This window comes from Intestinibaculum porci, assembly GCF_003925875.1.
GTDB lineage: Bacteria > Bacillota_I > Bacilli_A > Erysipelotrichales > Coprobacillaceae > Intestinibaculum > Intestinibaculum porci.
In genome coordinates this window covers 2,701,205-2,715,278 of sequence record NZ_AP019309.1, presented here as the reverse complement: position 1 = coordinate 2,715,278, position 14,074 = coordinate 2,701,205, and the positions used below count along the sequence as shown (strand labels likewise).

13 protein-coding genes are annotated in these 14,074 nt (G+C 41.7%); all 13 read left to right on the top strand.

Features of this window, described 5'->3' with window-relative positions; genetic code table 11:
- The first annotated feature begins 140 nt into the window (after positions 1–140).
- The 13 genes from ppk1 to SG0102_RS12935 all read left to right on the top strand — a co-directional run bounded on the left by ppk1 (position 141) and on the right by SG0102_RS12935 (position 14,022).
- Positions 141–2,165, top strand: coding sequence for a polyphosphate kinase 1 (gene ppk1 / locus SG0102_RS12995; protein WP_125120326.1), 2,025 nt, complete (start codon positions 141–143; stop codon positions 2,163–2,165).
- Positions 2,166–2,199: 34 nt separating this feature from the next.
- The gene (locus SG0102_RS12990) at positions 2,200–3,279 is read left to right on the top strand and encodes a 6-phosphofructokinase (protein ID WP_125120325.1); all 1,080 of its coding nucleotides are present in this window, start codon (positions 2,200–2,202) and stop codon (positions 3,277–3,279) included.
- A 177-nt stretch (positions 3,280–3,456) separates the two neighbouring features.
- Positions 3,457–4,248 carry a carbon-nitrogen hydrolase family protein gene (locus SG0102_RS12985; protein WP_125120324.1) on the top strand — a complete coding sequence of 264 codons (792 nt, stop codon included), beginning with the start codon at positions 3,457–3,459 and terminating at the stop codon, positions 4,246–4,248.
- A 149-nt stretch (positions 4,249–4,397) separates the two neighbouring features.
- Complete coding sequence (dapF, locus tag SG0102_RS12980) at positions 4,398–5,237, top strand: diaminopimelate epimerase (protein WP_125120323.1); 840 nt, start codon at positions 4,398–4,400, stop codon at positions 5,235–5,237.
- Entirely contained in the window at positions 5,234–5,932 is a 699-nt protein-coding gene (dapD, locus tag SG0102_RS12975; RefSeq protein ID WP_125120322.1) for a 2,3,4,5-tetrahydropyridine-2,6-dicarboxylate N-acetyltransferase, read from the top strand. Before dapF ends, dapD begins: the two co-directional genes overlap by 4 nt.
- Position 5,933: 1 nt before the next feature.
- Entirely contained in the window at positions 5,934–7,070 is a 1,137-nt protein-coding gene (locus tag SG0102_RS12970) for a M20 metallopeptidase family protein (protein WP_125120321.1), read from the top strand.
- A complete protein-coding gene (locus SG0102_RS12965) occupies positions 7,057–8,238 on the top strand; it encodes an aspartate aminotransferase family protein (protein ID WP_125120808.1) in 1,182 nt (393 codons plus the stop codon). Before SG0102_RS12970 ends, SG0102_RS12965 begins: the two co-directional genes overlap by 14 nt.
- 276 nt (positions 8,239–8,514) lie before the next feature.
- Positions 8,515–10,515 (top strand): cysteine peptidase family C39 domain-containing protein, encoded by a 2,001-nt coding sequence (locus SG0102_RS12960; RefSeq protein ID WP_125120320.1) that lies wholly within the window; start codon positions 8,515–8,517, stop codon positions 10,513–10,515.
- Between the two features lie 39 nt (positions 10,516–10,554).
- Positions 10,555–11,019, top strand: a complete 465-nt coding sequence (gene ybeY / locus SG0102_RS12955) for an rRNA maturation RNase YbeY (RefSeq protein ID WP_125120319.1) — start codon at positions 10,555–10,557, stop codon at positions 11,017–11,019.
- Entirely contained in the window at positions 11,019–11,417 is a 399-nt protein-coding gene (cdd, locus tag SG0102_RS12950; protein ID WP_125120318.1) for a cytidine deaminase, read from the top strand. The genes ybeY and cdd overlap by 1 nt, the downstream gene beginning before the upstream one ends.
- A gap of 3 nt (positions 11,418–11,420) precedes the next feature.
- Positions 11,421–12,317: a GTPase Era gene (gene era / locus SG0102_RS12945; protein ID WP_125120317.1), complete on the top strand. Its 897-nt coding sequence runs from the start codon at positions 11,421–11,423 to the stop codon at positions 12,315–12,317.
- Entirely contained in the window at positions 12,304–13,029 is a 726-nt protein-coding gene (recO, locus tag SG0102_RS12940; RefSeq protein ID WP_162300213.1) for a DNA repair protein RecO, read from the top strand. Before era ends, recO begins: the two co-directional genes overlap by 14 nt.
- Before the next feature lie 72 nt (positions 13,030–13,101).
- Positions 13,102–14,022 (top strand): serine aminopeptidase domain-containing protein, encoded by a 921-nt coding sequence (locus SG0102_RS12935; RefSeq protein WP_157983060.1) that lies wholly within the window; start codon positions 13,102–13,104, stop codon positions 14,020–14,022.
- Positions 14,023–14,074 lie beyond the last annotated feature (52 nt).

The window sequence follows — 14,074 nt, the reverse complement described above, 5'->3', positions numbered from 1 at the left end:
ATCTAAGAAGCTTTCTCACAGGTTTAAAAAATAGTTTTGTAATATCTTTATTACGGAAATGTTAAGATTGTGAAAAGTGGCTTGTCTTGAGTCAATGAGCGTGTCTACAATTGTGTGACATGTACACAAGGAGGGGTTGTATGAACGAATGTACAGATAACCGAGAATTATCTTGGCTGAAATTTAATGATCGTGTGTTATTACAGGGGAAGGACCCAGGGGTGCCTCTCGCTGAAAGATTAAGTTTTATTTCGATTTACCAGACGAACCTGGATGAATTCTTCCGTGTGCGTCTTGGGTCATTGTATGATACGATGCTGTTTTATCCAGCAGCGCGGGAAAACAAGACGAATATGACGTCTGAAGAACAGTTAAAAGCTTGCTTTACTAAGATTCGCAGTCTTAATAAAAAGAAAGATCGCATTTATGAAAAAGCGATGGAACAGCTAGATGAGTATGGTTTTCATCTTGTGAAATACGCTGATTTAACAAGTAAAGAAGATGAAAAATATTTAACAATGTATTTTGATCGGCAAATTCTGCCGCTTATTTCTCCACAGGTGATTTCTAAAAGACAGCCTTTCCCATTCTTAAATAACGGTGAACTGTATATTGCTGCGCAGCTGGAAAGCAAGAAAGGGAAACGTAAATTAGGGATTATTTCGATTGTTCATACTGAAGATGGTCGGCTGATTCATTTACCAAGCGGGGCTTTCATTCTTTTAGAGGATGTGCTTTTCCATTTCTTGCCGAAAATCTTTGCCCATCAGAAAGTGATCAAAGCCAGTGTCATCAGAGTGACCCGCAGTGCCGATATTGATGAAGAAGAGATTGAAGATCATCATGATTATCGTTCGATGATGGAATCTCTGATTAAACAAAGAAGAAAACTGCGTCCTTTAAGACTGGAATATACCGAAGGCTTAGATGAGTTAGAATTAGAGATGCTCGCTAAATTCTTAGATTTGGATATGAAACAGTTATTCCCAAGCAAGTCGCCATTAGAATTCTCATTCTTTGGCGAAGTGCGTGATTTCTTAAAAGGCTCTCATCCTGAATTATTCTATGTCCCTAATATTCCTAAGAACTCACCATTAGTGGAAAATCGTACACCAATGATTAAACAGGTCCTCAAACATGATATCTTCTTAGCTTATCCGTTTGAATCGATGGCGCCATTTTTAAGAATGTTAGATGAAGCGGCCAGTGATCCAAATGTAGCCAGCATTAAGATGACACTTTATCGTGTGGCGAAGAATTCGAAAGTTGTCAAAGCCTTAATCAAAGCGGTGGAAAATGGTAAAGAAGTGACGGTCTTAGTAGAATTAAGAGCACGTTTTGATGAAGAAAACAACATTTATCAGTCCAAAGCTTTAGAAGCGGCGGGAGCCCATGTCATCTATGGCTTAGATGGCTATAAAGTGCATAGTAAATTATGTCTGATTACTTATCGTGATAAATCAGAAGTGAAATATATTACCCAGATCGGAACGGGCAACTACAACGAAAAGACGGCTCAGTTCTATACGGATTTATGTCTGATTACGGCCAAACGGGAAATTGGCGAAGATGCCAATAACGTCTTTAACCATTTGGCTCAGGGCCAGACCATTCACGATGTAAAAGAATTAATGGTGGCGCCACATTCGATGATGAATAAAATCTGCGCATTAATTGATGAACAGATTGCCTTAGCGAAAGCAGGCAAAGAAGCATATGTGGGCTTTAAGTGCAACTCTGTCACGAGTCGAACGATGATTGACAAACTGATCGAGGCTTCCCAGGCGGGTGTGAAGATTGACATGGTGGTCCGCGGGATTTGCTGCATTTTACCAGGAGTGCCTGGTTATACCGATCATATTAATATTATCTCTATTGTCGGCCGTTACTTAGAGCACTCGCGTATTTATATCTTTGGCGCCCAGAATCCAAAAGTCTATATTTCTTCTGCTGATCTGATGACCCGTAACTTAGAGCGCCGCGTGGAAATTGCAGCGCCGGTTTATGATCCGAAGATCAAGCAGACGATTTTAAATATGTTCAAGTGTATGCTTGCCGATAACGTGAAAGCATGTAAGTTATTAAGTAACGGTAAATATAAACGTATTAAAAATAAGAATCCAGAAATGAACTGTCAGGAACATTTCTTTAAAAAGAAGATCTAATCGAAAACTGAAACTTATTTAAGGGGGGTTAACAATGAGTTTACGAGTAGGCATTTTAACAAGCGGTGGCGACTGTCAAGCGCTCAACGCGACGATGCGCGGATTGGCGAAGACCCTTTATGCCCAAGTCAAGGATGTGGAAATCATTGGCTTTAAAAATGGATATAAAGGCTTGATGTATGAAGACTACATCAAGATGAGTCCGAGAGATTTCTCTGGCATTATTAACCAGGGTGGTACGATCTTAGGATCATCACGCTGTCCGTTTAAGAAAATGCAAGTGATTGAAGATGGCTTTGATAAAGTCAAAGCGATGAAAAAAACATATGCAAAACTGAATCTGGATGCTTTAGCAGTCCTGGGCGGTAATGGCTCTTTAAAGAGTGCCAATCTGTTAGCGCAGCAGGGCTTAAATGTCATCGGCTTGCCAAAGACTATTGACAATGATACCTATGGTACGGATTATACCTTTGGTTTCCAGTCTGCCATTGATGTGGCGACGCGTTATCTGGATGATATCCATTCTACGGCGCAGTCGCATTCACGGATCTTTGTCGTCGAAGTCATGGGCCATAAAGTTGGTCATATTACCTTAGCCGCTGGTTTGGCAACGGGCTGTGAAATTATCCTTTTGCCAGAAATTCCTTATGACATTAATGTGATTGCGAAAAAGATTAAGGAACGTAATAAAAAAGGCAAGAAATTTACCATTATTGCGGCCGCTGAAGGGGCGATCTCGAAAGAAGATGCAACCTTATCAAAGAAAAAGTACAAAGCCAAAGTGGCAGCCCGCGGCGGCCATAGCGTCGTTGAAGAAATTGCGCGCGATCTTCAGGCGATTATGCCAGAGGCAGAAATTCGTACTTCAGTCATTGGTCATGCGCAGCGTGGCGGTGAACCAGATGCCTATGATCGTATGATTTCTACCCGCTTTGGTATTGAAGGGGCACGTCTGATCATGAACCGTTCGTTTGGTCAGTTAGTTGTCTTAAAGCAGGGCGAAGTTGGCTCTATTCCATTACAGGATACCGCTGGTAAACTCAAATATGTCGATCCCGAAGGCAAGACTGTTAAGAATGCCCGTCTGATGGGTGTATCCTTTGGCGATCGGTAACATGATGAGAGAAAAGAATGCTTTTCTCTCATTTTTTTAGTCAGATTTATAACTTACTTATGAATAGGCGTCACAGTTTGTGACAAAGGTGTATACATATGCATTTTCTTTTTTATTTCTATACAAATAATTTGAAAAATACGGGTCGTGGGTATAGAATGGAGCTAGGTGATACAAATGAAAATAGCAATGGCGCAAATGGCGATGACAGATCGCCTTGAAGATAATTTTTATAAATCGCTGCGGATGATTAACCTCGCAAAGGATAGTGATCTGATTTTCTTTCCAGAAATTCAGTTTTCACCCTTTTTTCCTTTGCGTCCCAATCGTCAGGCAGCTCGTTATCTGATGGATCGAACGCATCCTTTTATTGGCAAAATGCAGGAGAAAGCCCAGGAACATCAAATGTATATTTCTCCCAATTTTTATATGCATGATGGCCATAACTATGATACGTCCTTACTGATTGATCCAAATGGCGAGATTGTTGGGGAATCGCATATGGTACATATTGCCGATTTTCCTCATTTTTATGAAAAAGAGTATTATACGCCAGCGCCTGATGGCTTTAAGGTGTTTGATACACCTTTTGGAAAAATTGGCATTGTCATCTGTTTTGACCGTCATTTTCCCGAATCGGTGCGCAGCTGCGCTTTAAGAGGGGCTCAGCTGATTCTTATTCCAACCGCGAATTTGAAGGAGGAACCGATGGCACTCTTTGAAGCGGAAATTCGCACCCAGGCTTATCAGAACGGTGTCTTTATTGCCATGTGCAATCGTGTTGGCCGCGAAGAAGATGTGATCTTTGCCGGCGAATCATTAGTGGCGCATCCCAATGGCCGGATTATGATTAAAGCGGATGATCGGGAAGCTCTCGCAACGGTGGAACTCGATTTGTCGGAAGCGACGAAACGTCAGAAAGAAGTGCCATTTTTAAAATTAAGAAGACCGCAGGAATACGAACTTTAAGAGTCGTATTCTTTTTTTAACGAAAAATGAATCAATTTGTTTACAGCTTTTCGAAAAAAGAATAATATATAATAAACTTTTTCTCGTTCACGTCAGTTGAATAGATAAGTGAGCTTTGATATGATGAGGACGGAGGTGGCAAAAGAGAAATGCTGCAATTTACCAAGATGGAAGGCATTGGCAATGATTACGTCTACATGGACGGAATTCATCAGCGCGTGCCGATGGATGCAACTTTTATTTCCAAAATCAGTGATCGCCATTTCGGCATTGGTTCCGATGGTTTAATTGTGATTTTAGAGAGTGAAGTGGCAGATTTTAAAATGCGCATGTTCAATTTAGACGGCAGTGAAGGCAAGATGTGCGGTAATGGTATCCGCTGTTTTGCAAAGTTTGTCTATGATGAACACTTAACCAAGAAAACAACTTTACAAATCGAAACTTTAAGTGGCATTAAAACATGTGAACTGAAGATCGAAAATGGTGAAGTCACTAGCGTCACTGTCGACATGGGAAAACCGGTGACGACCTGTCGAGAGATTCCAGTCGTCTATGATCAGGAAGAAATGATTGATGACGAACTTGTCATCAACGGGATCAAGTACCGTGGAACCGCTGTTTCGATGGGCAATCCTCATCTCGTTATTTACCGTGATAATCTGGATTTCAATTTAGAAAAGATCGGACCTCATTTTGAAAAGGATCCGATGTTCCCAGAGAGCGTAAATACTGAATTTGTGCAAGTGATTGATGAAAAGCATCTGAAGATGCGTGTGTGGGAACGCGGCAGCGGAGAAACCCATGCCTGCGGCACGGGGGCCTGCGCGGTCATGTATGCCAGCTATCTGAATCACTTATGTGGTCCAGAGGCGGATGTTGAATTATTAGGCGGTCATTTACAGATTGCTTATCGTGATGGTCATATTTTTATGACCGGACCAGCCCGCACCACATTTAGAGGGTATATACAGGAGGAAGATTACAGATGAATCAGGCAGAAGAAATTATTCGCTACATTGCCGAGAGCGAAAAGAAAACACCCGTAAAAGTCTATGTCAAAGGACATGACTTACCAGACACTGACGCATTCCATTGTTTCGGTGATCCAACCTCAAGAATTTTAATTGGGGAATTGAAAGATGTTGAAGCGTATTTAAAAGACAATGAAGCCAACATTACCGATTCTTATTTAGAACAGGATCGTCGTAACAGTGCGATTCCAATGTTAGATGAAAGACGCATCAATGCCCGTATTGAACCAGGCACATTCATCCGTGATAAAGTCACGATCGAAGATAACGTCGTCATTATGATGGGCGCTGTGATCAATATTGGTGCAGTCATTGGCGAAGGTACTATGATTGATATGAATGCTGTTTTAGGCGGTCGTGCTACGGTTGGTAAACACTGCCACGTTGGGGCTGGCGCAGTCTTAGCGGGGGTCATTGAACCACCAAATGCGAAACCAGTTGTTTTGGAAGATAACGTTTTAATTGGGGCAAATGCGGTTGTCATCGAAGGTGTTCATATCGGTGAAGGTGCCGTTGTTGGCGCTGGGGCGATCGTCACAAAAGATGTTCCAGCCGGCGCGGTTGTCGTTGGTAACCCTGCTCATATCGTTAAGCAGAAAGACGAACAGACCAAAGAAAAAACCCAGTTAATGGATGACTTAAGAAAACTATAAAATGAACGTTGAAGATGTCAGAAAATGGCGCAGGGATCTCCATCAGATCCCTGAGCTTGGTTTAAAAGAATTCCAGACCAAAGCTTATCTTAAAAAACAACTTGAAGCCATGGGCTATACGCCGATGGATATTTTAGAAACGGGGCTTTACGTTTATATTGATCAAGGGAAAGACAATACGATTGCTTTCCGCACCGATATGGATGCTTTGCCCATTACCGAAAAAAATGACTGTGACTTTGTCTCAAAACATGAAGGTGTCATGCATGCCTGCGGTCATGATGGGCATATGAGTGCGCTTTTAGGTTTTGCAAAAAGACTCAGTGAAGAGCAACATCACTTTGATGTCAATCTCTTACTTCTTTTCCAGCCCGCTGAAGAAGCGCCTGGGGCTGCCAAATTAATTGTCGAAAGCGGCTTGCTTGATCGCTATAACGTGAAAGCGATCTATGGCATTCATTTAATGCCGACTTTAGATGAAGGTGTTGTGGCAAGTAAAGCGGGACCATTAATGGCCGAATGCGGAGAGATTGATGTCACTATTCATGGGCAGGATGCTCATGCCGGCTTACCTCATTTAGGGGTGGATGCCATTACTATTGCTAGTATATTAATTAATCAGTACCAGCAGATTTTAACGCGTATGAAAACACCATTTGAACCAGCAATTATTAATATTGGTGAAATTCATGGTGGTCAGGCTCGCAACTCGGTTGCTTCGACAGTTGAGATGCATGGCACGGTGAGAACCTACAGCGATGAAGTCTTTGCAATGCTGATGAAACATATTGAGGATCTGCATCAAGGCGCAGAAAAAGCGTATGGCTGCACTATTGACTGGAGCTGTCCGCCCATGTATCCGCCGGTTTTAAACAATGCAAAACTGTTTCAACATGCGCAAAGCAGTTATCCGATTGAACAATTATCAACACCATTAATGTTGGCAGAGGACTTTGCTTTTTACCAGAAAGCGATCCCTGGTCTCTTTGTCTTCGTAGGTACCCGGTCATCCCGGTACCAGAGCGGTCTGCATACAGACCGGTTTAATTTCAACGAAGAAGTATTATTAAAAGCAGTTGATATGTATATGTCAATTGCAGAAAATTTCAAGGGGGCTATGTGTGATGAATTATTATGAACAAGGTGAAAAGTATTTTCTGCATGCTTATGGCAGACAAAAGATCGTTTTAGATCATGGTCAGGGTGTTGAACTCTATGATACCGATGGCAAGAGATATTTAGATTTCTATAGCGGGATTGGGGTGAACTCATTTGGCTATGGCTATCCTAAATACACTCAGGCATTACATGCACAAATTGATAAACTGATGCATGTCTCGAACTATTTCTATACCCCAATCGCGACTGAGGCGGCGAAGAAAGTCGTTGAAGCCACTAAGCTTTCGCAGGTGTTCTTTGCGAACTCTGGCGCGGAAGCCATTGAGGGGGCTTTAAAGTTAGCGCGTAAGGCTTACTTTATGAAACATGGCAAAGCAGATAGTGAAATTATTTCTTTCCATTCTTCTTTCCATGGGCGTACGACCGGAGCTGTGAAGTTAACTGGTAATGCTCATTATCAGGAAGCTTTTGGGCCATTAATGAATGATGTCAAATATGCTACCTTAAATGATTTAACATCCGTTAAAGCGTTATTAACGGATAAAACGGCGGCTATTATCGTTGAACCGATTCAGGGTGAAGGCGGCGTCAATCCATGTACGAAAGAATTTTTACAGGGCTTAAGAGTTTTATGTGATGAACATGACTTATGCCTGATTCTGGATGAAGTCCAGTGCGGCATGGGACGTACCGGCTATTTATTCACTTATGAATATTATGATGTCAAACCAGATATCGTCTGCTTAGCCAAAGGCTTAGGCAGCGGCGTACCTGTCGGCGCTTTCGTTGCTAATGAAAAATACGCTCAAGCGATGGAGCCCGGTGATCACGGCTCTACTTATGGCGGGAACCCATTTGTCTGTGCAGCGGTCAGCACGGTCTTTGATATTATTGCAGAAGATCATATCTTAGAAAATGTCAAAGAAGTATCCGCTTATTTAGAAAAGCAGTTAGATGCTTTAACGAATGAATTTGATTGCGTAGAAGGGCATCGTGGTTTAGGTTTCATGCAAGGTTTAGTCCTTAATAAACCTGCTGGAGCAGTGGTTAATGAAATGATTGCGCATGGCGTCATCGTTATTACGGCGGGCACAAACGTAGTCCGTATGTTGCCACCATTAATTACGACAAAAGAAAATGTCGATGAAGCGATGCGTGTCTTTAGAGATGTTTTATCGATGCAATAATGTGAGGTCTTGTCCTTTTAGGGCAAGACTTTTTTGTATAGAAGTCGATGAAGCAAAGGAAGCGATCCAGGGTATCAATCATGGGGCTACGGCTATAAATGATGCCTTTTATTCGACAATGAAAAGGGATGAGGGTCTAAAATCTTTAGACATTTTAAGAGATTTGTCCAAAAAGGCCTCTGAGACTGTAAAAAAGGACTAAGAAAAGTAAAAAATGTTCTGATTTTTTGTGAGAAATGACCTCGTAGAAGTGTTTAAACTAATGAGGTGATAAAAATGGCTACTTATCCAGTAGAAATTCAGGACGACGAAACAGCTTGCGGCGTCTATTGTGTGAAGATGATTTTGAAGTATTATGGTATTGATGAAGATGCTTCAATCATTAAAGAGAAGTGTCGCGTTGATGCGCAGGGCACAAGTGTGAAAGGTCTTGTCGAGGCATTATCGGGCTACGCGATTGAAGCGAAGGCGTATCATTGTCCGCTTGATGATTTTCGGAAGATTAAAATGCCTTGTATCCTCCATCTGGAAAAAGATGGATATGGACATTTTGTGGTGCTTTATGAAATGAAGGATGATGATTATCTCATTGGTGATCCGAGCTGTGGACTGCGTCATTTTACAAAGGCAAAGTTAGCAGCGCTCTATAGTGAAAATCTCATTACCGTGACGCATTTAGGACGCTATTATCATTATCAAAGCCGCTTATTACATTCTTTTCTCTCTTCCCAGCATAAGCGTTATCGTCATGATTTACGCGTTTTTAATCGGATCAGTTTTGCGATGTCATTGATGAGTTTATTAAGTGCGATGCTCTATGCTTTGTTAATTGATCATGTCCGCGTCAATAGTCCGATGTTATTAGTGGCCTTGATTTTGGGGGCTTATGGACTGATGGCATTATTAAAAGTGCTCTTAGCTCAGCTTAAAGAAAAGAAGGCCAGTAAGCTGCATAGCCTTTTTGATCAGGACTATGTCTGTGATTCATTAAAGCAGGTGATGCATTATGATGAATCCTTCTTTGCCCGCGGCGAAGGGAAGATTGTGAATAGCTTATTAGATTTTTACAGTTTAAGTGATTTGAGTCTGGATTACTTTCAGGTGATTGATCATGATTCTATTACTTTAGCGATCTTCATCATTGGCTTATCATTAATTTCTTTGCCGATCACATGCATTGTCATCGCCTGTTTACTCATTATGGGCTTGATTGTGCGCTATCAGAGTGAAAGCTTAGTGCTTGTTTATAAACAGATGAAACATGATGACGCGATGCATAGTGAAAAGCTGGTCAGCATGATTCGCAGCCGCTTTAATCGTTATCTATTTGGAGAGACTTACTTTCAAAGCTACGAGGAAGCTTTTACGAAGGCGCAGGAAAGTCAGTTAGCCTATGAGGATCAGAAACGGAAGCTGCAGCGCACGTGTCTGCTTTTTGAAGCCTTTTTAAATGTCATTGTTTTAGGCTTAGGTTTACTCTTCTATCATTTACAAATGTTAAAGATGGGGGAAGTTTTTATGGTGATCATGATTACTTTTCAGCTCTTTGATCCAACTATGACCATCATGCGTTTAATGGTCTTCTATGGGGAAGAGAAGATGGTTTTTGAACATTTTAAAGAATTTCATTTACCAATCAGTCCCTTAGCAGATCATTTAGAAAAGGTTTCTTCGCTGACCGTGCATAACCTTTCTTACAGCTATGGCTATCATGAAGATGTCCTTTCCCATTTAGATTTTACCATTGCGCATAGCTGCTTTTTGTCAGGTGATAATGGCGCTGGCAAAAGTACGCTCTTACGCTTACTAGCGGGCAGTGATCATTACTATCGCGGTCAGATTTTGTATAATGATCAGGAATTAAGAAATCTTTCGACAGCGGCGATTGCGTCACATGTCCTTTATATTGGGGATCGTCAGCTTTTTAACGGCACCGTCTTTGAAAATCTTTTATGCGAAGATATGAGCAAAATTGCCAGCGTCTTAAAAGAAATGCAGGCCCTTGACTTAACAGAATCCTTTGATTTGCATATTGATGAAACAGGGGCCCCTTTATCGAAAGGACAGGCGGCGCTCATTCTCATTGCCCGCGCTCTCCTTTCTAAGGCGGAAATCTGCCTGCTTGATGAAACGCTTGATGCTTTAGCGATCAAGCGTGCGCAGATGCTTGTAAAAGTGCTTATGAACAGTGAGAAAATCTTTGTCATTGTCACCCATCACGAGGCTTTAAAAGCGGGTTATGAGAGCCTTGATCTCTTAGTACAAAAAGACGCGTGATTATGCTATAATTTGTGTGAAAGTTTAGAGGTAAAATATATGGCCATAGATTTAGCATATGTCAATGAAACATCTTTCCCTGATGATTATCAGGAAGATTTTCAGGCAATTTTAAAAACAGCATTAGCGACATTAAACATCCATGATGATGTGGAAATGTCGGTCATTTTAGTCGATGATGAAAAGATTCATCAGATCAACCGTGATTATCGAAAGATCGATCGGGCAACGGATGTCATCAGCTTTGCTTTAGAAGATAATGAACAGTATTATGTTGAAGGCATGCCCCGGGAATTAGGCGATATCTTTATTTCCGTTGACCATGCCCAGGCGCAGGCTCAGGAATATGGACATTCGCTGCGCCGGGAAATGTGTTTCTTATTCACCCATGGCGTTTTACATTTGTTAGGATATGATCACATGAATAAAGAAGATGAAGAAGAAATGTTCGGTCTTCAGAAAGTGATCTTAGATAAACTGCAGATTACAAGAGGTGAAAAGTAATGAAAGATTATCAGTATTTAGTGGATGAAGCGTACGAGGCGCAAAAGAATGCCTATACCCCTTATTCCCATTTTAAAGTGGGAGCCTGCTGCGAATTAAAAGACGGCACCTTCATCCATGGCTGCAATATTGAAAATGCGGCTTATGGTTCTTCGATGTGCGCCGAGCGCAATGCCGTTTTCCAGACGTACTGTCGCGGCTATCATAAAGAAGATATCGTCGCTTTGGCGATTGTGGGGGATGGCCCAACATTAATTTCGCCATGCGGCAGCTGCCGCCAGGTTTTAGGAGAATTATTAGATCCTGAAACACCAATTATTTTAGGGGCTCGTGATCGTTACGAAGTGACGAATATCAAGGAACTCTTGCCCCGCACATTTACAAGTGAGGATATGTAAACTATGTACAAATCAGGTTTTATCAGCATTATCGGCCGGCCAAATGTCGGCAAGTCGACATTGCTCAACCATATTTTAAAAACCAAACTGGTGATCACATCACCAACCGCCCAGACCACCCGTAATACGGTTCAGGGAATTTATACCGATGAAGAAGCGCAGATGATCTTCTTAGATACACCAGGGATCCATAAACCCCAGGATGGTTTAGGCAGCTTTATGAATGCGACGGCTTTAGGCTCGATTGCCGGCACGGATATTATTTTATTAATGGAAGCGGCGGATGAACGCATCGGTAAAGGCGATCGTTTTATCGTTGAACGTCTCAAAAGCGAAGCAGAATGTCCGGTTTACTTATTACTGAATAAGTCGGACTTATTAACGAAAGATGAAATGCTCGCTAAGTTAACGCAGTGGAGCGCTCTTTATCCGTTTAAGGAAATCATTCCGATCAGTGCCCTCAATGGGGATAACTTAGATGATCTGATGGCAACGTTAAAAAGCGATCTGCCCGAAGGAGATCAGATTTATCCAGAAGAGATGATTACCGATCATCCTGAACAGTTCATTCTTTCGGAATTTATTCGTGAAAAGATCCTCTATTTCACCCATGATGAAATTCCTCATGATGTGGCGATTGTGATTCAGCAGTGGGAGGAAGATGATGATCATATCCATATTATGGCGGATATCGTCGTCAATCGGAAATCGCAGAAAGGGATCCTCATTGGCAAGCAGGGCGCGATGATCAAGAAAATCAAACAGCAGGCGCGCCGCGATATGCGCCGCTTCAGCGGGAAAAATGTGGATCTGGAATTATATGTCAAAGTCGAAAAGGATTGGCGCAACAAGCAGACCTATCTGAAAGAATTTGGCTACAACAGCGATGACTACAGCTAATACGCAGGGCATTGTCTTAAAGACAATGCCCTATAAAGAAACAGCGCAGTTAGTGACGATCTACTCATTAACGTTTGGCAAGATCACTTTAACGGCGCGAGGTACGCGGAAGATGACCTCAAAAAATGCGGCGATTGTCATGCCGATGAGCCTTAGTGAATTTGAGATCACGCCGCGGAAAGGATTATCAACGCTTATTCGCGGGCAACATCTTTCTTATTACAACAATATTCGTAAGGATCTGAATCGTGAAATTGTGGCGGATTATCTGATGGAATACTATTACCGTTACCTGCCGGAAAACAAACCATCGCAATCGACCTTTGATTTTTTGAAAGAAACGCTTGAAGCCTTAGATGAAGGCGCAAACTATCTTTACGTCTATGCCCTCATTAATGCCCATATTATGAAAACGAATGGTGTGAAACTGCAGGTGGATCACTGCGTCTTTTGTGATTCCACCAAAGTGATTGATTTTCAGTTAGATGATGGCGGCTTTGTCTGTCATAAACATCATACGGGTCCCATCCATTACGACTTAGATGCCTTAAAAGCGATTCGCTACTTATATAAAACGACGATGAAACAGGTGTCGCGTTTGACTTTAGCGGATGATATAGTCAAACAGGTGTTGCCGATTTTTGAGTACTATGTGGAAGAGTACATCGGGATTCGTCTGAAATCGAAAACTTTCCTCAAACAAATTGTTTAAATGCAAACAATTTGTTTTTATTTTTGCGAAACTTGTTGTAAAATGGAGCTATATAAGAAGGAGGGCTTGCTTATGATTAGTGAAGAAACGTATACTTCAAGTTTACATACGCATGTCCATTTTAGAATATATGAACCAAAGATCGTGCTGCGGATCAAAGCGGTGTTATTTGTGCATCACGATTTAGGGGAAGATTTAGAACGTTATGATCATTTTGCAAAATGGATGCAAAATAAAGGATATGTTGTGGTTGTCAGTGATTTTGCCGGTCATGGCCGTTCACTGATTGATTTTGAACAGGGCTATTTTGGCGAAGGTGATGCGATGGAAGGCTTACTGAAAGATATGCATCATCTCCAGCAGGTGATCATGCCGCGTTATCCGGAAGCTCTGCACTTTTATATTGGGATGGGCTTTGGCGCTTCGCTGATTCGTCTTTATGCAACGCGCTTTGGTGATTTTTTCCAAGGGATGATTCTCTTGTCGCCAGCTCATAATATCTCGTTCTCCCATACTGGTACTTTACGTTTTCAGTTAGAAAAAATGGTCAGGGGATCGCGATATCGGGCGGAAAAACGAATGGAGATCATTCGTCGCCGCTTTGCGAAAAAAGTGGGTAAGAATCAGTTTGACTATCTGACGAGCAATCAGAAAGAAATTGAACTTTATGAGAAAGATACGATGAATAATTTCCCTTATACAGCTAAAGGCTTTTTAGATGTTTTGCATATCAATAAGATGGCGAATCTGCCGACGACAATTGAAGCGACGCCAGATTATCTTTCGATCTATCTTTTAAGCGGGAAGGATGATCCTGTCACCCGTTTTGGCAAGGATGCGCAAAAGATCTATGAAGACTATCGTAATCGAGGCATCAAAGACTTGACAATCAAGGTCTATGAAAAGAGTCGGCATGCCTTAATGAAGGAAGAAAATAAGATCGATGTTTACAATGATATTTATCATTGGCTCGAAGAAAGATGTTTTTACTAATACACTTATCGTTGGTTGACAAATCACTACTATAAGGGTATTATGCGATTTG

Coding starts and splice junctions, on each gene's coding strand:
- SG0102_RS12985 (WP_125120324.1), top strand. CDS start 3,457: ATGAAAATAGCAATGGCGCAAATGGCGATGACAGATCGCCTTGAAGAT.
- dapD (WP_125120322.1), top strand. CDS start 5,234: ATGAATCAGGCAGAAGAAATTATTCGCTACATTGCCGAGAGCGAAAAG.
- SG0102_RS12970 (WP_125120321.1), top strand. CDS start 5,934: ATGAACGTTGAAGATGTCAGAAAATGGCGCAGGGATCTCCATCAGATC.
- ppk1 (WP_125120326.1), top strand. CDS start 141: ATGAACGAATGTACAGATAACCGAGAATTATCTTGGCTGAAATTTAAT.
- SG0102_RS12960 (WP_125120320.1), top strand. CDS start 8,515: ATGGCTACTTATCCAGTAGAAATTCAGGACGACGAAACAGCTTGCGGC.
- SG0102_RS12990 (WP_125120325.1), top strand. CDS start 2,200: ATGAGTTTACGAGTAGGCATTTTAACAAGCGGTGGCGACTGTCAAGCG.
- cdd (WP_125120318.1), top strand. CDS start 11,019: ATGAAAGATTATCAGTATTTAGTGGATGAAGCGTACGAGGCGCAAAAG.
- recO (WP_162300213.1), top strand. CDS start 12,304: ATGACTACAGCTAATACGCAGGGCATTGTCTTAAAGACAATGCCCTAT.
- dapF (WP_125120323.1), top strand. CDS start 4,398: ATGCTGCAATTTACCAAGATGGAAGGCATTGGCAATGATTACGTCTAC.
- SG0102_RS12965 (WP_125120808.1), top strand. CDS start 7,057: ATGAATTATTATGAACAAGGTGAAAAGTATTTTCTGCATGCTTATGGC.
- SG0102_RS12935 (WP_157983060.1), top strand. CDS start 13,102: ATGATTAGTGAAGAAACGTATACTTCAAGTTTACATACGCATGTCCAT.
- ybeY (WP_125120319.1), top strand. CDS start 10,555: ATGGCCATAGATTTAGCATATGTCAATGAAACATCTTTCCCTGATGAT.
- era (WP_125120317.1), top strand. CDS start 11,421: ATGTACAAATCAGGTTTTATCAGCATTATCGGCCGGCCAAATGTCGGC.